At 59.1% G+C, this 17822-nt stretch carries 15 protein-coding genes and 1 pseudogene; 15 read left to right on the top strand and 1 reads right to left on the bottom strand.

The window, feature by feature from the left end; all coding sequences use genetic code 11:
• Positions 1 to 89: 89 nt before the first annotated feature.
• The 9 genes and pseudogenes from FGQ86_RS12640 to FGQ86_RS12600 all read left to right on the top strand — a co-directional run bounded on the left by FGQ86_RS12640 (position 90) and on the right by FGQ86_RS12600 (position 11738).
• Positions 90 to 1040, top strand: a complete 951-nt coding sequence (locus FGQ86_RS12640) for a hypothetical protein (protein ID WP_033124995.1) — start codon at positions 90 to 92, stop codon at positions 1038 to 1040.
• Positions 1041 to 1139: 99 nt separating this feature from the next.
• The gene (locus tag FGQ86_RS12635) at positions 1140 to 3866 is read left to right on the top strand and encodes an NEAT domain-containing protein (RefSeq protein WP_138304390.1); all 2727 of its coding nucleotides are present in this window, start codon (positions 1140 to 1142) and stop codon (positions 3864 to 3866) included.
• The gene (locus FGQ86_RS12630; RefSeq protein WP_138304388.1) at positions 3866 to 4882 is read left to right on the top strand and encodes a heme-binding Shp domain-containing protein; all 1017 of its coding nucleotides are present in this window, start codon (positions 3866 to 3868) and stop codon (positions 4880 to 4882) included. The genes FGQ86_RS12635 and FGQ86_RS12630 overlap by 1 nt, the downstream gene beginning before the upstream one ends.
• A complete protein-coding gene (gene isdE / locus FGQ86_RS12625) occupies positions 4869 to 5927 on the top strand; it encodes a heme ABC transporter substrate-binding protein IsdE (RefSeq protein WP_242842812.1) in 1059 nt (352 codons plus the stop codon). Before FGQ86_RS12630 ends, isdE begins: the two co-directional genes overlap by 14 nt.
• 13 nt (positions 5928 to 5940) lie before the next feature.
• Complete coding sequence (locus tag FGQ86_RS12620) at positions 5941 to 6990, top strand: iron ABC transporter permease (protein WP_138304386.1); 1050 nt, start codon at positions 5941 to 5943, stop codon at positions 6988 to 6990.
• Entirely contained in the window at positions 6980 to 7768 is a 789-nt protein-coding gene (locus tag FGQ86_RS12615; RefSeq protein WP_033124998.1) for an ABC transporter ATP-binding protein, read from the top strand. Before FGQ86_RS12620 ends, FGQ86_RS12615 begins: the two co-directional genes overlap by 11 nt.
• A 33-nt stretch (positions 7769 to 7801) precedes the next feature.
• Positions 7802 to 8218, top strand: a complete 417-nt coding sequence (locus FGQ86_RS12610) for a YbaN family protein (RefSeq protein ID WP_033124999.1) — start codon at positions 7802 to 7804, stop codon at positions 8216 to 8218.
• A pseudogene (locus tag FGQ86_RS12605) lies at positions 8211 to 9960 on the top strand (ABC transporter ATP-binding protein/permease). The gene FGQ86_RS12610 and the pseudogene FGQ86_RS12605 overlap by 8 nt, the downstream one beginning before the upstream one ends.
• An 86-nt stretch (positions 9961 to 10046) precedes the next feature.
• The gene (locus tag FGQ86_RS12600) at positions 10047 to 11738 is read left to right on the top strand and encodes an ABC transporter ATP-binding protein (RefSeq protein WP_052083924.1); all 1692 of its coding nucleotides are present in this window, start codon (positions 10047 to 10049) and stop codon (positions 11736 to 11738) included.
• Here FGQ86_RS12600 and FGQ86_RS12595 read toward each other — a convergent pair.
• Entirely contained in the window at positions 11717 to 12763 is a 1047-nt protein-coding gene (locus FGQ86_RS12595) for a DnaJ domain-containing protein (protein ID WP_171031568.1), read from the bottom strand. The genes FGQ86_RS12600 and FGQ86_RS12595 overlap by 22 nt on opposite strands.
• A 273-nt stretch (positions 12764 to 13036) precedes the next feature.
• On the opposite strand from FGQ86_RS12595, the gene FGQ86_RS12590 reads away from it, so the two are divergent.
• From FGQ86_RS12590 to FGQ86_RS12570, 6 genes are all read left to right on the top strand, one after another.
• Complete coding sequence (locus FGQ86_RS12590) at positions 13037 to 13510, top strand: flavodoxin (RefSeq protein WP_138304382.1); 474 nt, start codon at positions 13037 to 13039, stop codon at positions 13508 to 13510.
• 173 nt (positions 13511 to 13683) lie between these two features.
• Positions 13684 to 14382, top strand: a complete 699-nt coding sequence (locus tag FGQ86_RS12585) for a flavodoxin (protein ID WP_138304380.1) — start codon at positions 13684 to 13686, stop codon at positions 14380 to 14382.
• A gap of 300 nt (positions 14383 to 14682) precedes the next feature.
• On the top strand, positions 14683 to 14970 hold the full coding sequence (locus FGQ86_RS16735) for an MATE family efflux transporter (RefSeq protein WP_347562520.1): 288 nt from the start codon (positions 14683 to 14685) through the stop codon (positions 14968 to 14970).
• The gene (locus FGQ86_RS16620; protein ID WP_347562519.1) at positions 14934 to 16016 is read left to right on the top strand and encodes an MATE family efflux transporter; all 1083 of its coding nucleotides are present in this window, start codon (positions 14934 to 14936) and stop codon (positions 16014 to 16016) included. The genes FGQ86_RS16735 and FGQ86_RS16620 overlap by 37 nt, the downstream gene beginning before the upstream one ends.
• A gap of 214 nt (positions 16017 to 16230) precedes the next feature.
• A complete protein-coding gene (locus FGQ86_RS12575; RefSeq protein ID WP_138304398.1) occupies positions 16231 to 17217 on the top strand; it encodes an aldo/keto reductase in 987 nt (328 codons plus the stop codon).
• Positions 17218 to 17278: 61 nt separating this feature from the next.
• The gene (locus tag FGQ86_RS12570) at positions 17279 to 17812 is read left to right on the top strand and encodes a flavodoxin family protein (RefSeq protein WP_138304378.1); all 534 of its coding nucleotides are present in this window, start codon (positions 17279 to 17281) and stop codon (positions 17810 to 17812) included.
• Positions 17813 to 17822 lie beyond the last annotated feature (10 nt).

Below are 17822 nucleotides of genomic sequence, written 5' to 3'. Positions count from 1 at the left end.
TAACAGCTTAAGCAACAAGATGGGTAATTCCTTACTGGCTGTAAGGGGTATTAACCATAAATATATTGTAGTAGAAAAGGAGATGTATTATGAGGTTAAAGAAATTGATGACAGGGGCCCTTTCCGTGGCCATGCTGGGGACTATGATGTGCACCACGGCGTTTGCCGCCGACTATACCGACGGAGACTACACAGGAGAGATCCATTTCCTCAATGCCAATGGGACCGGGGCTGCCAGCATGTGCGATCCCATCTTTGTGCACGAGGCGGAGGTGACGCTTGACGCGGACAGCGCGGAGCTGACATTCTATGTGGCCTACCCGATCCCCGCCTTCCCGTCTATGGGTACTGACGGCACGATCCTGGATGTGAAGTTTACGGTAAATGACACAGAGTACACAGCGGAGTCTGACATAACGACAAAGCCTGAGAAGGTGTTTGACACAACCTCCAGTCTGTTTGGAATAACCGAAGGGGAGTCCTACCCGACGCAGGTGCTGACAGTGGACCTTCCAAGAGACGCGGTGGATGACCTGGAGGCCGGAACAGTAGCTGCCTCTGCCTATGTCAATTCCGTGATGAACTCCACCCAGAACTTCTTTGTCCAGGTGACAGACCTGCAGCCTGTGGGCGGAGAGGAGACCCCGTCAGAGCCCTCTGCGGACACGAAAGATATGCAGATCACAGCGAATGTGGAGGAGTCAGTCTCCGCGCCAGATTATTCAGTCACGGTTCCTTCTGCTGTTTCGATGGGAACGCTGAGTGCAGAGAGAAACAACGCGATGGTCTACGCGGTGGATGTGAAGGCCTCTAACCTGAACGGAGAGATTGCTGTCACAGCGCCAGAGTCCGGCAGCCTGACAAGCGATGGAAACACACTGAGCTTTTCCAACAGCTTTGGGACACAGAATGTCAATGCAGACACGGCAGGCACCAAGCTGAGCGGAACGATCCGCATCGGAAAGGATGCGGTTGCTGCGGCTAAAGCCGGAAATTACACCGGAACAACAACATTCTCCATTACCTACAAAGGGAACTAAAGGAAACGGCAGACGGTAATATGACAGAAATCCTCCGGCTCTTTGCCTGGGAGTATTTCTGCTGTCATAGAGGTCTGCCTCTATTTGACGGAGGGAACGATGAGAAGAAAAAAGACAGGAAAGAGATGGGCGGCGCTGGCCCTTGCGGCTGTGCTGGCCGCCGGGACGGCGCAGCCCATGGGAGCAAAGGCTGCCGGAGGAACCTACACGGGCAGCGGAACGTTCCACATAGACCAGTTCGGTGAATACAACATCAACGCTTCCGTGTCTGTCACGGACGGCGTGATCACCGGCCTGGAGATCACAGGCGACAATTTCGGCGGGACCTATGCGGAGGTCAACAAGGGCAAGCTTGCCTCCGCCGTGGAGAGGCTGCAGAGCCGCATCATAGGACTGGGGGACACAGACGCCCAGGGCCTGAAGGGGCTGGACGGCGTGTCGGGAGCCACCTACTCCTCCAACGGCATCAAGGAGGCTGTGGCATCGGCCCTGGGACTTTCCCTGGAGGAGACAGCCCCGGGAGTGCCCTCCCAGACGCCGGTGGCGGGAACCTACGATATCACTGTGGCGGTGCGCAGCGATGTGGTGGATCACAGCCTTGTGCAGACGGAGACGGCCCCGGCCGTGCTGACCGTGGATGAGAGCGGGCAGATGACGCTGTCCTACACCATGGTATCCGGCACGGACCAGGAGCCCATGTACATTCTCGGATTTAACGGCTACTACGAGAACAACGACACGGCGGCCGCACTGACCATGGAGGGCGCCGCCTACAATACAGAGCAGAGGGGGGACTACCAGGTTGTCACAGATGTGTCCTTCCCTCTGACCGGCACTCTGAGCCAGTATTACTACAACAACACCTGCATTTACGTGCCTGCCATGAGCAATCTGAACGGCGAGATCAATGGCATCCTTTTTGAGAACGGTAAGTTCAGCGTCAAGACCATTGTGACTATGTACTGGGATACGCTGACAGCCAGAGAGCAGACCCCTGAGACGCCGGACACCACCCAGGAAAGCATGGATGTGACGGCCAGCGTGGCGCAGGAGACGTCCGCTCCTTCCTATCAGGTCACCGTGCCCTCGTCTCTGGACATGGGAGCTCTCAGCAGGACCGAGGATAATGTGCAGGAGTACGACATTACCGTGTCCTCCCAGGACAAAGAGGGCACTGTGACCGTGACGGCACCGGAGGGCGGCCTTCTGTACGCGGGCAGCCACTCCCTCGCCTTTTCCAATGATTTCGGCGCCCAGTCCTTCCAGGCAAAGGAGACGAGAGACGCGGGGACCGATGAGGCGGTGCTTGGCGGAAGGATCACCATCGCGGGAGCGGACGTGGCGGCCGCCGCGCCCGGCAACTACACGGGAACTACTACCTTTTCCATCACCTACAGCAGTGACGGAGGAGGCGGGACAACGGAGCCGGAGGAGCCCCAGCCTGATCCGGGGGAGGATCCGGGAGACGGCGAGGAGGGGGAGGACCTGGCAGAGGGAACCTACACTGTGGACGTGGCCCTGTGGCACGCCACCAATGACGCTCCGTCCATGGGCGATGCGGCCCTGGTTTCCCAGGGAGTGATCGTGGTGGATGAACACGGGGACATGTCCCTGCAGCTCACCTTACAGTCCCTGGACATTTCCGGCATAGAGGGCTACCTGTACCGGCTGCGGAAGGTAGATATGGACAGCGTGGTGTACAACCAGATGGGCTATCCCTCCTCCTACGAGGCGGCGGACGCGGATGTGCTGTCGTATTTCACGGGCGTGTACGACGCCTACAATGACCCGGACTCTCCGTCCTACGATGGGAATACGGAGGGAAAGGAGTACCCGAAGGTCATCTCCATTCCCATCCAGAAGGATGAGGACATGAATTACGTGGAGATCTACGTGCCTGTCATGGAGGCCATCGGCGCCGGGCAGGGCACCCAGCTGGCCAGGCTCCACATCGACTGGAGCACACTTCAGGCCGGGGGAACGGCAGTGGAGCCGGAGAACCCGGATCCCGGCGGGGATGAGACGGACATCCGCAATCTGCCGGACGGCGTGTACGCGGTGACGGGCCGGATGCTGAAGGTGGACAAGGAGACCCTCTCCATGTCCGACAATGCCATCGACCACACCATCAAGCTGACGGTGAAGGACGGGAAGTACGCTCTGACCATGAACTTCCGGGGACTCACCATCGGCACCCAGCTGGGCTATCTGAGCCAGCTTCAGTACTTTGCCACCGGCTACACGCTGGACCAGTACGGCAATCCGCAGGGAGACCTGCGGGCTGTGACAGTGGACAGCTATCAGCAGAACGAGGACGGCTCCAGAGTCAGCGACCAGTACGGGACAGACTACCCGGATGAGGTCACCTTTGAGCTCATACCGGAGGCTCTGGAGGACGGCTATGTGCCCCTGCAGGTCTTTGTCCCCATCATGGACGCCATCGCCTCGGGAACGGGGACGCAGCCTGTGTTCCTGGCTCTTGACTGGGATACGCTGCAGGCCACGACAGACGATGACCCGGCTTTCGACGATGAGGGCCAGACAGATGATGAGGAAACAGACGGCAGCGGAGAAGGCTTGCTGACCGGCGGCAGCGGTCTGGGAACATCCACCCTGCCCGGAGGCTCCTCGCTGGGAGGTTCCTCCCTTGGAGGCTCTTCGCTGGGCGGCTCATCCCTTGGCGGTTCCAGCCTGGGCGGATCCTCTCTGTCCGCGGCCCGGACAGGAGATGAGACGGGTACAGCCCTCGCCGGATGGGCGGCGCTGCTTGCGGTGGCGGCCGCTGCGGTCGTTCTGGCCTTGCGGCAGAGAAGAGGAAGCAGGTGATGAAGGTGAGAGTGGGAAATAAGATAAAGCGGGCGCTTGCAGGCGCCCTGGCAGCTCTCCTGGTCCTGGCAGCAGGGCAGGGGGCTGCGCCCCTGTCCGCTCAGGCGGCCGGCGGAAACGTCTATACCTGTGCGGTCCATCCCTGCTATGCCCACCCGGTCACCGGGGCCATTGAGGACTCCGGGGGAGAGGCGTCCTACGCCACCGGACAGGGGATGGTGGAGGGAGCGGTCTACACCACAGGCATACTGGAGGTGACGGACAGCGGGGCCTACTACCTGACCATCCGCATGAGCCTGATGAGCTACACATCCGGTCACAGCTTCTGGGTACAGAACGTGGGGGACTCCTCCTGGTCCAACCCGGCTGTGGGCGTGACGGGGAGCGGATCGGACAGCAACGGGGCCACCTCGGATATCTGTATCCAGGTGCCCAGTGAAAACTGTGTGGTCCGGGTCTCCATGTATGTAAGTCCCATGGGGAGAGATGTCATCTTCTATCTCTATCCAAGCGACTACACAGCGGGAAATAACACAGACATGAAAGCCACCATCGTGACGGCGGCGTCCGGCAGCTCCTCCGGGACTTCCTCCGGGACAGGCAGCGCATCGGCGGGCAGCAGCACGGCCGGAGGCAGTTCCTCAGGCAGCACTGCGGGCGGCGCGTCCGGCGGCTCCTTCCTTGGCAGCAACAGTCTGTCGGCGGCGGGCTTGGCCGATACAAATACAGGGGAAGAGACAGATGGAAGCGAGGCACCGGCTCTCTCCAGCTCCATAGAGGAGGCGGCGGACCCAGCCACAGACGGAGAGCTGTCCGACGCCCAGGGGCTTAGCCTCTCTACCGCTTCGGACGGGGAAGAGGGGACGGAAGGAGCTTCCGGCAGCGGCGTGTTTGCCGTGGCGGCGGCCGTCATGGCGACCGGTCTGGTCTTCATGGGAGCGGCGGCAGCGATCGTCTATTTCTTCCGGAGAAACTGGCGCAGATGGGGCGGAGGTTACGAAGATGATGAGGATTGACAGGAAAAAGACGGCCGGGAGGATGGCAGTTGGAAGGGCGGCAGGCGCGCTGGCCTGCGGCGCCCTGACACTGAGCCTCCTGGCAGGGTGCGTGGACCAGAGCGGGAGCGCGGCTGTGGAGTCGGCCAAGGCCAAGGTGGCGGCCATGGGGGAGGAGCCCCGCATCATAGCCACCTCCCCCGCCACAGCCGACATCTGTGACCGGCTGGAGCTGGACCTTGTGGGCGTGTGCACCAGCACCATATCCTCCCTGCCGGAGCGGTACGAGGGGGTGGAGCAGGTGGGGACGGCCATGAGCCCGGACATGGAGATCGTGGCCTCCCTCTCCCCGGACTGGATACTAAGTCCCTCCAGCCTCCAGTCGGACCTCCAGCCAAAGTACGAGGCCATTGATACGGACTGGGCTTTCCTCAACCTGCGCAGCGTGCAGGGGATGTACCGGTCCATCCAGGAGCTGGGAGAGATATTCGGCAGGGAGGAGCAGGCCGGGGAGCTGGTAGATGAATTTACGGAATTCTATGAGGACTATGTGACTCGCAATGAGGGGCAGGAGAGCCCTAAGGTGCTGATCCTCATGGGGCTTCCCGGAAGCTACATCATCGCCACAGAGAACTCCTACGTGGGAAGTCTGGTGGAGCTGGCGGGAGGCGAGAATGTGTATGCCGGCACGGACCAGGAATTCCTGACTGTGAACACAGAGGATATGAAGTCCAGGGAGCCGGATGTGATCCTGCGGGCCGCGCACGCGCTGCCGGATCAGATCATCGAGATGTTCAACGAGGAATTTGAGACAAACGACATATGGCAGCATTTCACGGCGGTCAAGGAGGGGCGGGTCTATGACCTGACCTACGAGCTCTTTGGCATGAGCGCTAATTTCAACTATCCGGAGGCCCTGGAGGAGCTCCAGCCCATGCTCTATCCCCAGAGCGAGGACGACGCGGAGCAGGCAAAGGAAAACAGCGACAGGGCTGCGGAGGCGGCAAAGGAGAGCGAAGCCACCGGGAAGACGGACGAGGAGACGCTGCAGGAGATTACTAAGTAAGGAGAGGTGAGCCATGAGCGAAGAAAAACTGACAGTACCGGAGGAGGCCCGGAGGATGGACCAGAGCCGGAAAAAGAAGAAGACAGCCAGGGCGGCCCTCTCCTTTATCATCCTGGGAGTCCTCCTGGCGGCGCTGGTATTCGCCTCCATCAATATCGGGAGCCTGCAGGTGTCCTTTGGGGAGCTGATAAGAGGGCTCTTTGTGGAGCGCATCGAGAACGTGGCGGCCATCTATGACCTGCGCTTTCCCAGGATCGTCATCTCCCTCTTTGCGGGGGCGGCGGTGGCGGTGGCGGGCGTCCTCTTCCAGGCAGTGCTGAAAAATCCCCTGGCAGACCCGGGCATCATCGGCATTTCCAGCGGGGCCAGCTTTATGGCGGTGCTGGTCACGGCCTTTCTCCCGGCCCTCTATTTCTTTACCCCTCTCTTTGCCTTTGGGGGAGGCGTGCTGGCCTTCTTCCTTGTGTACAGCCTGTCCTGGAAGGGGGGCTTAAGCCCTCTTCGCATCATCCTTACAGGCGTGGCGGTGAGCGCTATGTTCTCGGGGCTCTCGGACGCCCTGAACTCCATGACAGGGGGCAACTCCTCCGGGGTGGCCTCCATCGTGGAGGGGAACATCACCCAGAAGACCTGGGAGGATGTGCAGACCCTTCTGCCCTACGTCATCGTGGGGCTGGTGCTGGCAGTGCTGTTTTCCAAAATGTGCAATCTCATGACTCTGGAGGACAAGACGGCCAGGGGGCTGGGAGTCAATGTCAACCTGATGCGCATCCTGATCTCCCTGGTGGCAGTGCTCCTTGCCAGCATTTCCACGGCAGTGGCGGGAGCCGTCAGCTTCCTAGGGCTCATCGTGCCCCATATGGGGCGCATCCTGGTGGGCAGCGACCACCGGGCCCTGGTGCCCTTTTCCATGCTGGCGGGTGCCTTTACCTTCCTTCTGGCGGACACCATCGGAAGGACCGTGGCGGCGCCCTACGAGGTGTCGGCCTCCATCATCATGAGCGTGATCGGCGGCCCGTTCTTTATCATTTTGCTTAGGAGGTCAAAGAAATATGCAGCGTGAGGACAAGAAGAAGCCGGCTATGGAGGTGAGAGGGCTGTATTTTTCCTACGGGAAGAACAAAGTGCTAAGAGACGCCTCCTTTACCATCCAGGAGGGAGAAATAACCACCATCATGGGGGCCAACGGGTGCGGGAAATCCACCCTTTTCAACCTGATGACAAAAAACCTCTGCCCCAGGAAGGGAAATATCTTCCTTGGGGGGAGGAATATCCAGAACCTGGCGCTGAAGGAGTTTGCCAGGAAGGTTTCCATCGTGCACCAGTACAACACCTCCGCCGATGACATCACAGTGGAGCGGCTGGTGTCCTTTGGCAGGACCCCTCACATGAAAATGATGCAGGCCCGCAGCCAGGAGGACGAGGAGAAGATACGGTGGGCCATGGAAGTGACGAACGTGGAACAATACAGGTATCGGGAGGTGGGAAGGCTCTCCGGGGGCCAGAGACAGCGGGTGTGGATCGCCATGGCGCTGGTCCAGAGCACGAAGATCCTCTTCCTGGACGAGCCCACCACCTACCTGGACATCCGCTACCAGATTGAGATCCTGGAGCTGGTCCGGAGGCTGAACCGGGAGTACGGCATCACCATCATCATGGTCCTCCACGACATCAACCAGGCCATCCACTATTCGGACCGCATCATCGGGCTGAAGGACGGACGGGTGGCCGCCTGGGGCGCGCCGGAGGAGATCATCACGCCGGAGTGCATCCGGGAGCTGTACGGCATCTCCCTGGGCGTGACAAATGTAGAAGGAAAGAAATTTGTGCTCACCGTCTGAGGGCGGTGAGCGAAAGAGACAGGAGAAAGCTATATGAACAACAAAAATCCGATTCGTTTCCTGTGGATCATCGCGGGATTTATCTGTCTGGGACTGGGGACAGTGGGCATTGTGCTGCCTATCCTGCCAACAGTCCCCTTTTATCTGGCCACTGTGTTCTGCTTTGCGAAGAGCTCCAGGAGGCTCCACGACTGGTTCCTGGGAACCGGTCTGTACAGGAAGCACCTGGACAGCTTTGTCAGGGGAAAGGGCATGACCATGCAGACGAAATGCTCCATTGTGGGGACCGTGACTGTGGTCATGGCCATTGGGTTTATCCTGATGAGAAATGTGCCCGTGGGCAGGATCTGTCTGGCCATTGTCTGGGTGTGCCATGTCATTTATTTCTTCTTCCGGGTGAAGACCATCCCCAGAGAAGACAGAAAGGGGCAGGAGCAGGCCTATGATTAAGAAAAGACTTCTGGGACTTCTGTCCCAGGCAAAGAAATACATTTACTTTCAGGTGCTATGGCAGTGGCTCTCCCTCCTCTGCCAGATCCTGGTCATCTGCAGCGTGTCCATGCTGCTGGAGGAGGCAATTTTCTGGCAGGTGACCGGCTCCTCGGCCCTTACATGGGGCGGTCTGGCACTGGGCGCCATTGCCCTGCGGTTTGTCTGTGACAGGCAGGCCTCCTTTGCCTCCTACCGGGCCAGTGTGGATGTGAAGCGGATCCTGCGGGACAAAATCTATGAAAAGCTCCTCCGGCTGGGAGCCTCCTACCGGGAGAAGACAGCCACGTCGGAGGTGGTGCAGATGGCGGCGGAGGGAGTGGAGCAGCTGGAGACCTATTTCGGCAGATATCTGGCCCAGCTTTTCTACAGCCTCCTGGCGCCGGTGACTCTGTTTGCCGTCCTCTCCTTTGTGAGCTGGAGAGCCAGCCTGGTGCTCCTTGTCTGCGTGCCCCTCATCCCCATCTCCATTGTGGCGGTGCAGAAGTTCGCCAAGCGTCTGCTGGCAAAATACTGGGGCATTTACACAGAGCTGGGGGACAGCTTCCTGGAAAATCTCCAGGGCCTGACTACCCTGAAGATTTATCAGGCGGATGAGGAGAAGGCCCGGGAGATGGACGCGGAGTCCCAGAAATTCCGGCGGGTCACCATGAAGGTGCTGACCATGCAGCTCAATTCCACCAGCGTCATGGATATCATCGCCTACGGAGGGGCGGCGGTGGGCATGATCGTCACCCTGTGGGAGCTGGCGGGGGGAAGGGTGAGCCTTCACGGAGCGCTGATGCTCATTCTTCTGGCCTCCGAGTTCTTCATTCCCCTGCGCCTTCTTGGCTCCTTCTTCCACATCGCCATGAACGGCATGGCGGCCAGCGACCGGATCTTTGCCCTGCTGGATCTGCCGGAGCCTGAGAAGGGAGAGGAAATCCTGGCAGGCGGAGACGGACCTGGCATTTGAGAACGTGTGCTTCTCCTACGGGGAGGACAGGCAGATACTGGACCAGGTGTCCATGGAGTTCCCGGCAGGGAGCTTTACCTCCATCGTGGGGGCCTCGGGCTGCGGCAAGAGCACGGCGGCCGGCATCCTCATGGGGAGGAACAGAGGCTATGGGGGCAGCGTGAGGATACAGGGAAAGGAGCTGTCCCATATCCGGGAGGAAAGCCTGATGGAACAGATCACCATGGTGAGCCATAACAGCTGGCTCTTTAAAGGCACAGTGGAGGACAATCTGCGGATGGGAGCGCCGGACGCCGGGCCGGGGGAGATGGAGGAGGCCCTGAGAAAGGCCAACCTGTGGGATTTCCTGGCAGGGCAGCAGGGGCTGCAGACCCCTGTCCTTGAAAAGGGCAGCAACTTCTCCGGCGGCCAGTGCCAGAGACTGGCCCTGGCAAGGGCCCTGCTCCACGACACGCCGGTGTACATCTTTGACGAGGCCACCTCCAACATTGACGCGGAGAGCGAGGAGATGATCATGGATGTGATCCGCCGCCTGGCAGGGCAGAAGACGGTCATCCTCATCTCCCACCGGCTGGCAAATGTGACCGGTTCCGACCGGATCTACATGATGCAGGACGGCAGGGTGGCGGAGTCCGGCACCCACCGGCAGCTCCTGGAGAGGAGGGGACAGTATGAGAAGCTGTACAGGACCCAGATGGAGCTGGAGCAGTATGGAAAAGAACAGTACGGAAAGGAGGCGGCAGTATGAGCCTGGAAACCGGAAAAGTAAACAGCGTGCAGCCGGGCAGCGGTGAGGTGAGAAACACCCCCGTGCGGCGCAGCGGCATCAGGATCATGGGACGCCTTGTGGGCCTGGTGACCCCGCTTCTGCCGGTCATGCTCCTGGCGATCCTTCTGGGCACGCTGGGATATCTGTGCGCCATCTTTCTCACCATCCTGGCGGGCTTCGGGCTGCTGCACATCCTGCTGGCGGCCGCGGGCATGGAGCTGAACCCGGGGACGGCGGGGCTTCTCCTGGGGGCGGAGCCGGGGACACTGTTTGTCCTTCTCATCGTCCTGGCAGTGGCCAGGGGCTTGCTCCACTACGGGGAGCAGTACTGCAACCATTTTATTGCCTTTAAGCTGCTGGCCATCATCAGGCACAAGGTGTTTGCCGCCCTGAGAAGGCTCTGCCCGGCCAGGCTGGAGGGGCGGGACAAGGGCAATCTGATCTCGGTCATCACATCGGACATTGAGCTTTTGGAGGTGTTTTACGCCCACACCATCTCCCCCATAGCCATCGCCATAGCCACCTCCCTTGTGATGGCGCTGTTCATCGGGCAGTTCTCCCCGGCGGGGGCGATGCTGGCGCTGGCAGGCTACATCGCGGTGGGGGCTGTGCTCCCCCTTGTGTTCGGCAAAAGAGGCGGCGGGGCCGGCATGGAATTTCGCGGCGCCTTCGGTGACCTGAACAGCTTTATCCTGGACTCCCTGCGGGGGCTGGACGAGACCATCCAGTACGGCCAGGGGGAGAGGAGAAGAAGGCAGATGCAGGAGCGGTCAGACAGCCTGGGCGCTCTGCAGAAAAAGCTGAACCGCCTGGAGGCAGCCCAGAGGTCTGTCACCAACCTGGTCATCCTGCTCTTTTCTCTTGCCATGCTCCTTCTCATGATCACCATGAAGCAGGCCGGGGAGGCGGATCTGGTGGGCATGGTCATCGCCTCCATTGCCATGATGGGCTCCTTTGGCCCGGTGACAGCTCTCTCCAACCTGTCCAACAACCTGAACCAGACGCTGGCAGCAGGCGAGCGGGTCCTGTCCATCCTGGAGGAGAAGCCCCAGGTAGAGGAGGTATGCGGAAGGGAGCACACAGATTTTGAGGGAGCTCAGGCCGAGAAGGTCAGCTTCGGATACGGGGAGGAGGAGATCCTGCGGGATTATTCTGTGGAGATACCAGGGGGAAAGGTGATTGGCATCCACGGGGCCAGCGGCTCCGGAAAGTCCACCTTCCTGAAGCTTTTGATGCGCTTCTTTGACGTCCGGGAGGGGAAAATCCTCATTTCCGGAAAGGATGTGCGAGAGATCAACACGGCGGACCTGCGGGGGATGGAGTCCTATGTGACACAGGAGACGAGCCTCTTCCACGACTCCATCGCCGCCAATATCGCCGTGGGAAAGCCCGGGGCGTCCATGGAGGAGATCGTGGAGGCGGCGAAAAAGGCCTCTGTACACGACTTCATCCTGTCCCTGCCAAAGGGCTATGAGACGGAGGTGGGAGAGCTGGGCGACACCCTCTCAGGGGGAGAGAGGCAGCGGATCGGCATTGCCAGGGCCTTTCTCCACGATGCCCCCTTCCTTCTCCTGGACGAGCCCACCAGCAACCTGGACTCTCTCAACGAGGGGATCATCCTGAAGTCTCTGAAGGAGGAGCGGAAGGACCGGACCGTGGTGCTTGTGTCCCACAGGAAATCCACCATGAACCTGGCGGACACGGTGTACGAGATGGACAAGGCCTCCCGCCCCGGTCAGGAGAGGGAAGCCCTGTAGTGTTCCAGGAGCTGGCTGATCTGAAGGCTCAGGCTTTCAGGCAGCCGGCTTCTGTCTTCTTCTTTTTTGAACTTCAGCCACAGGTGGAGGCGCCGGTATCCGGCGCCTCTTTTCTTCCTGGCGGCGGCTCCTTTCCCGACTGCCAGGGAAGCGCTTTCGCCTTCCCAGGCCGCGCGGAGACGAACCAGGACCCGCCTCTGCTCAAAGAGAGGAACCAGGACATAGTACAGCCGGTCGTCCGAGAAGGAGAGGTATCCTGCCTCCTGCCCGGCGCTGTCCTTCAGGAAAAGGCGGTGGTCCCTCACACCTGCCGGGAAGAGGGGCGCCTCCGCCGGCAGGGAGCCTGGGAGGCCGGAACCTTCCTGGCCCTTTGTCTCCAGCATGGCGGGGAAATAGTAAATGTCCTGCCCCTCCCGGTCAGAGGTGGTTTTGACTGCCAGCTCCTTAAGGAGGGAGGTGGCGTCTATGTACTGCTGGGCCAGAAGATAGGTGAGGTCCGCATGGAACCGGCTGCGGCAGGAGGGGGAGGAGGCTCTCCCCAGGGAGGCGTTGACCTCGTCCAGCAGCTCCTTCCCGCACAGGTAGATGCTGCGCAGAAAGAGGGGAAAGTCCTCCTCCGTGGTCCAGAAGTACCGTCCCCTGGCGGCGGTGAAGGTGCCGATCACCTCCCCGCCGCTGTCCTCAGCGAGGCACAGGATGTCCCGCTCCCGATAGGCGTGCCGGTTGACCGGGGCGTCCCAGGCGCTGCGCCGGGCAGCGCTTCGGTGTGGACTGTGATGGGCATCCCTGCGGCGGAAGACGCCTGATGCGGCCTCCGGCCCGGCCTGGGAGGAGCGGCCTCCGGGCCCGGTCCCCTTGAGAAGGGCGTAGGCGGCGTTGACCTGCCAGGCCAGATGCAGGTCTTCTTCAGAGGGCCCTGCGTCCGGGTGGAGCCGGTGCATGAGCTGGCGATATTTCTTTTTGATCTGGTCCGGCGCCGCTCCCGGGGAGACTCCCAGGATGCGGCAGGCTTCCTCGCGTGTCACGGTGCGCTGCCCTCCTTTTTTGTCCGCCGAAGCGGCGGACGCCTGTATTGTTTCAGTATAGCCAAGTTGGGGACGGATGTAAACAGGGGAGTGAGGAGAATGTGTGGAGGCGTGGGAGGCGAGGCGGCAGGGGGCAGGGGGTCAGGGCGGTCAATACATTATGCCCAAAGGGCATGGGAGGGGATAAAAACTAAGTATTGGACATCGAAAGGGGATTTTTCTATAATAGGACTGTAAAAAGAGAACACGTGCTTTTAAAAGGAGAACGATCATATGAGCAAGACACTTGTAGCGTATTTTTCAGCCAGCGGGACAACCAAAAGGACAGCGGAGAGGCTTGCACAGGCTGCGGGGGCGGATCTCTATGAGATAAAACCGGCTGTGCCCTACACTTCGGCGGATCTGAACTGGATGGACAAGAAATCCAGGAGTACGATTGAGATGCGGGACCCGTCCTCCAGGCCGGAGCTTGCGGACAAGGATGCGGATATTGCGTCCCACGACAGGATTTTCCTGGGCTTCCCTATCTGGTGGTATGTAGCTCCCACGATCATCAATACATTCCTGGAGAGCTATGATTTCAGCGGAAAAGAGATCATCCTCTTTGCCACCTCCGGCGGAAGCGGATTTGGGAAGACGGTGAAGTCCCTGGCTCCCAGCTGCCCGGGCGCAGTGCTTAAGGAGGGCCGTCTTCTGAACGGAAGCCATTCTGTGGGCGAGCTGAAGACCTGGGTAGAAAGCCTGTAAGCTATAAAGAAAATCATGCCTAAAAAGCATGAATGATCCAAAGATATCAGGTATTGGACATAGGAACTTTGCTCAATTATAATGTGGGTACAGACAAAGGAAAGCTATTTCCGGCGGGCTGTACCTGCTTTTTTACTTTGTAAATTGTTTCGCAAAAGGAGGAAAACAGCGATATGAAGAGAAGAATAGCAGCGCTGCTGCTGGCGTGCGTGACAGCTATGTCTGTGAGCGCCTGCGGCGGGGAGGAGACGGCGCAGGAGAGCGCCGGGGAAGAGACGCAGACAGCAGAGACGCAAAATGAAGAGGCCCGGGACAGCGGGGCGGGCGGTACTCTGGTGGCTTACTTTACCTACGCGGAGAACGCGGACCTGCCGGAGGGGATCGATGCTTCAGCCAGCGCCAGCATCCAGAGCTGGAACGGGGAAGTGACCGGCAACACCGGGGCAGTGGCGCACATGATAGGGGAGGAGACGGGAGGGGAGCTTTTCTCCATCCGGACCGTAGAAAAATATCCCGACAGCTACGACGATACGGTAGATCAGGGGCAGGAGGAACAGCGGGAGGACGCTCGTCCCCAGCTGGAGACCCACATCGAGAACCTGGAGGACTATGGCACGGTCTTTCTGGGGTACCCCAACTGGTGGGGGGATATGCCTATGGCTGTGTACAGCTTCCTGGAGGAGTACGATCTGTCAGGGAAGACGGTCATTCCCTTTGTCACATCAGGGGGGAGCGGATTTTCCGATACCGTCAGCCGGATCGAGGAGCTCCAGCCAGATGCGGACGTTAAGGAGGGACTCGCCATCAGCGCATCAGGCGCCATGGATGCCCGGGAGGAGATACGCTCCTGGCTGGATGGGCTGGGATATTAAAAGGGTGACAAAAGGCAAAGGCCCGGCCCTGTTTGACAAACAAAATCCCCTGTGATACACTAACCTACAGTTCTCGGAGGGCTGACCGCAGGAGCACAGGATCATGCGGACAGCCGGATAAGAGGCGGGCTGAATGCCCGTTCCTCGGAGGGAAAGTCATTGGGCGGAAATGATGGACCGGATAAGAGACGAGCCTTACGCTTGTCCCTTATCCGGTTTTTCTTTGCGGACTGTATCCCGGCTTTTCCGGTGGGGCTCTTTCGGGGAGAGGTACATTTTTTACGGCAGGAGGATGAGAAAATGGATTTTCTGAGCGGGAAGATCAAGACCATTTATTTCAAGTATCTGTCAGCCGCCTTCGGGAGCGCGCTGATCACGTCTATCTACTCTATCGTGGATATGGCCATGGTAGGGCAGTATCACGGCCCGGAGGGGTCAGCCGCCCTGGCAGTGGTGGCACCGGTCTGGAACATTATCTACAGCTTCGGACTTCTGATGGGGATCGGGGATCCGTCCTTTTCAGCACTATCCGGGGAAAAGCGGGCAGGGATATGCGGACATCAAACGAGTATTTTACGGCCTCTGTGATCGGCTCTGTCATTCTGGCGCTGATTATCTGGGCTGCCATCATCTGTTTTGACAGGCAGCTCCTGGTCTCCTTTGGGGCCCAGGATCAGACGCTGACGCTGGCCAGGGAATATGTGCGGCCGATCAAGGCAGCCATCCCGTTTTTCCTCTTTAACCAGATGCTGGCTGCCTACTTAAGAAACGACAAAAATCCGGCGCTGGCCACAGGGGCTGTGCTGGCAGGTGGTATCTTCAATATCTTCGGGGATTACTTCTTCGTGTTCACCTGCGATATGGGAGCCTACGGCGCGGGGCTTGCCACAGCCATCGGCTCTGCCATCAGCTTCCTGGCCATGCTGTCACACTTCTGTAGTAAGAAGAACACCCTCCGGCTGGCGCGTCCGGAGAGGCTTCTCTGTAAATTAAAGAAAATCGCGGTGACCGGATTTCCCACCTTCTTCATCGATGTGGCCATGGGCATACTGACCATCCTTTTCAACCGCCAGATCATGGTCTGGCTTGGCACAAACGCTCTGGCGGTGTACGGTGTCATTGTAAATATCAGCACCTTTGTGCAGTGCTGCGCTTACAGCGTGGGACAGGCCTCGCAGCCTATCATATCCACCAACTTTGGAGCGGGAAAGGGAGAAAGGATACGGGAGACGCTGAAATACGCCCTGGGGACAGTGGCCTTTTTCAGCCTGTTCTGGACGGCTCTGTCGATGCTGCTGCCCAATGTGTTTATCCGGTTCTTCATGACGCCCACGGCGGAGGTACTTGGGATCGCGCCTTCCATCTTCCGGTGCTACGGTCTCTCCTTTTTGCTCCTGCCGCTGAACATCTTTTCCACATACTATTTTCAGGCTCTGATGAAGCCGAGGGCGGCCTTCATCGCGTCGGTGGCCAGAGGGCTCGTCATAAGCGGCGTTCTCATTTATCTGCTTCCTGCTGTGCTCGGCGGAAATGCGATCTGGTTTGCCATGCCTGCCACAGAGGTGATCGTGGCTTTCTATGTGGCCCGTGAGATGGCAGCATATACAAAACAGCTCAGTAAAAGGAAAGTATGAGTATGAACAGGATCCATACGATCGTCAGGGGGATTGTTTGAAGCTTAAAATGGGATTTGGCGCGTTTTCATGCTTTCCGGCTATGAAGCTGTATTCATAACAAGTATTTGCATCTGCGCTGACACTATGTCAGAATGTAAGTAAAGTCAATGGAGGGATGAAAATGCAGTATACAAGATAGGGAAACTCTGATTTGAATATCTCCCGCATCTGCATGGGGTGCATGGGCTTTGGAGACGCCGGGAAGGGGCAGCACTCCTGGACCATCGATGAGGAGCACACAAGAGAGATCATCAAAAAAAGTCTGGAGGCGGGCATCAATTTCTATGACACGGCCATCGCCTACCAGAGCGGCACCAGTGAGCAGTACCTGGGCCGGGCGCTGAAGGATTTCGCAAAGAGGGATGAGGTGGTGGTGGCCACCAAGTTCCTGCCCCGCACGCCCCAGGAGGTGGAGGCCGGCGTCACACCCCAGGCCCATATCGAGAAGATGATAGACAAGAGCCTGGAAAATCTGGGCATGGACTATGTGGATCTGTACATCTACCACATGTGGGACTATGAGAGCTCTCTCTACGATATCATGGAGGGGCTGAACAATGTGGTGAAGGAGGGCAAGGCCAGATATATCGGTATTTCCAACTGCTATGCCTACCAGCTGGCCAAGGCAAACGCCCTGGCAGAGCGGGAGGGATTTGCCAAATTTGTCTCCGTACAGGGCCACTACAACCTGATCTTCCGGGAGGAGGAGCGGGAGATGGCAAAGCTCTGCCGGGAGGACAGCATTGCCATGACGCCCTACAGCGCCCTGGCGGGAGGCCGTCTCTCCAAGCGGCCGGGAGAGACCTCGAAGCGGTTGGAGGAGGACAGCTACGCAAAGCTGAAATATGACGGCACGGCAGCCCAGGACAGTGAGATCATCGCCCGGGTGGCTGAGCTCGCGGACAAACGAGGCGTGTCCATGACGGAAATCTCCCTGGCCTGGCTGCTGACCAAGGTCACAGCCCCGGTGGTGGGAGCCACGAAGCTGTCCCATGTGGAGGGCATGGAAAACGCCACCAGGATCTGCCTGACAAAAGAGGAGAGAGACTATCTGGAGGAGCCCTACGTGCCCCACAGGCTGGTGGGAGTCATGGCACAGAACACAGCGGAGCAGGCGAAGGAGGACCATGTCTGGTCTACCGGCAGCCAGAAGCTGTAGTTGGAAGCAGCAGCCAGAAGCTGTAGCCGGAAGCGGCAGCCAGAAACGGAGGAGAACAGACATGAAGATCGTCATTTTACAGGGGAGCCCCAACAAAAAGGGCTCAACAAATATCCTGACAGAGGAATTTACAAGAGGAGCAAAGGAGGCGGGGCATGAGGTCCGCAGGTTTGACCTGACAGATCTTACCATCCATCCCTGTACGGGCTGTGTGGCCTGCGGGTACGAGGGGCCCTGCGTGCAGAAGGACGACAACCAGAAGGTGCGGGCAGCCATGCTGGAGGCGGACATGGTGGTCTTTGTCACGCCCCTCTACTACTATGGCATGTCCGCCCAGCTCAAGATCGTGGTGGACAGGTTCTGCGCCTACAACAGCAGAATTACAAGAAAGCACATGAAGTCCGCCCTTCTGACCGTGGCCTGGAACAGCGACGGCTGGACCTTTGACGCGCTGGAGAGCCACTACCAGACACTGGTGCGGTATCTGGACTTTGAAGACTGCGGCATGGTGCTGGGCAGAGGCTGCGGAAGTCCGTCCATGACAAAGCACAGTCCCTACCCGAAGATGGCCTATGAGCTGGGACGGGGACTGTAGGTGGATGCGC

Origin of the sequence: Clostridium sp. BSD2780061688st1 H5 (genome assembly GCF_005845155.1) — a bacterium.
GTDB classification, from domain to species: Bacteria; Bacillota; Clostridia; order Lachnospirales; family Lachnospiraceae; genus Claveliimonas; species Claveliimonas intestinigallinarum.
This window is presented reverse-complemented; position numbering and strand designations above follow the sequence as displayed.

Excerpts from the sequence above, each read along its gene's own strand:
- isdE (WP_242842812.1), top strand. The coding sequence starts at position 4,869 with ATGATGAGGATTGACAGGAAAAAGACGGCCGGGAGGATGGCAGTTGGA.
- FGQ86_RS12635 (WP_138304390.1), top strand. The coding sequence starts at position 1,140 with ATGAGAAGAAAAAAGACAGGAAAGAGATGGGCGGCGCTGGCCCTTGCG.
- FGQ86_RS12620 (WP_138304386.1), top strand. The coding sequence starts at position 5,941 with ATGAGCGAAGAAAAACTGACAGTACCGGAGGAGGCCCGGAGGATGGAC.
- FGQ86_RS12640 (WP_033124995.1), top strand. The coding sequence starts at position 90 with ATGAGGTTAAAGAAATTGATGACAGGGGCCCTTTCCGTGGCCATGCTG.
- FGQ86_RS12570 (WP_138304378.1), top strand. The coding sequence starts at position 17,279 with ATGAAGATCGTCATTTTACAGGGGAGCCCCAACAAAAAGGGCTCAACA.
- FGQ86_RS16620 (WP_347562519.1), top strand. The coding sequence starts at position 14,934 with ATGCGGACATCAAACGAGTATTTTACGGCCTCTGTGATCGGCTCTGTC.
- FGQ86_RS12630 (WP_138304388.1), top strand. The coding sequence starts at position 3,866 with ATGAAGGTGAGAGTGGGAAATAAGATAAAGCGGGCGCTTGCAGGCGCC.
- FGQ86_RS12600 (WP_052083924.1), top strand. The coding sequence starts at position 10,047 with ATGGGACGCCTTGTGGGCCTGGTGACCCCGCTTCTGCCGGTCATGCTC.
- FGQ86_RS12610 (WP_033124999.1), top strand. The coding sequence starts at position 7,802 with ATGAACAACAAAAATCCGATTCGTTTCCTGTGGATCATCGCGGGATTT.
- FGQ86_RS12590 (WP_138304382.1), top strand. The coding sequence starts at position 13,037 with ATGAGCAAGACACTTGTAGCGTATTTTTCAGCCAGCGGGACAACCAAA.
- FGQ86_RS12585 (WP_138304380.1), top strand. The coding sequence starts at position 13,684 with ATGAAGAGAAGAATAGCAGCGCTGCTGCTGGCGTGCGTGACAGCTATG.
- FGQ86_RS12615 (WP_033124998.1), top strand. The coding sequence starts at position 6,980 with ATGCAGCGTGAGGACAAGAAGAAGCCGGCTATGGAGGTGAGAGGGCTG.
- FGQ86_RS12575 (WP_138304398.1), top strand. The coding sequence starts at position 16,231 with ATGGGGTGCATGGGCTTTGGAGACGCCGGGAAGGGGCAGCACTCCTGG.
- FGQ86_RS16735 (WP_347562520.1), top strand. The coding sequence starts at position 14,683 with ATGGATTTTCTGAGCGGGAAGATCAAGACCATTTATTTCAAGTATCTG.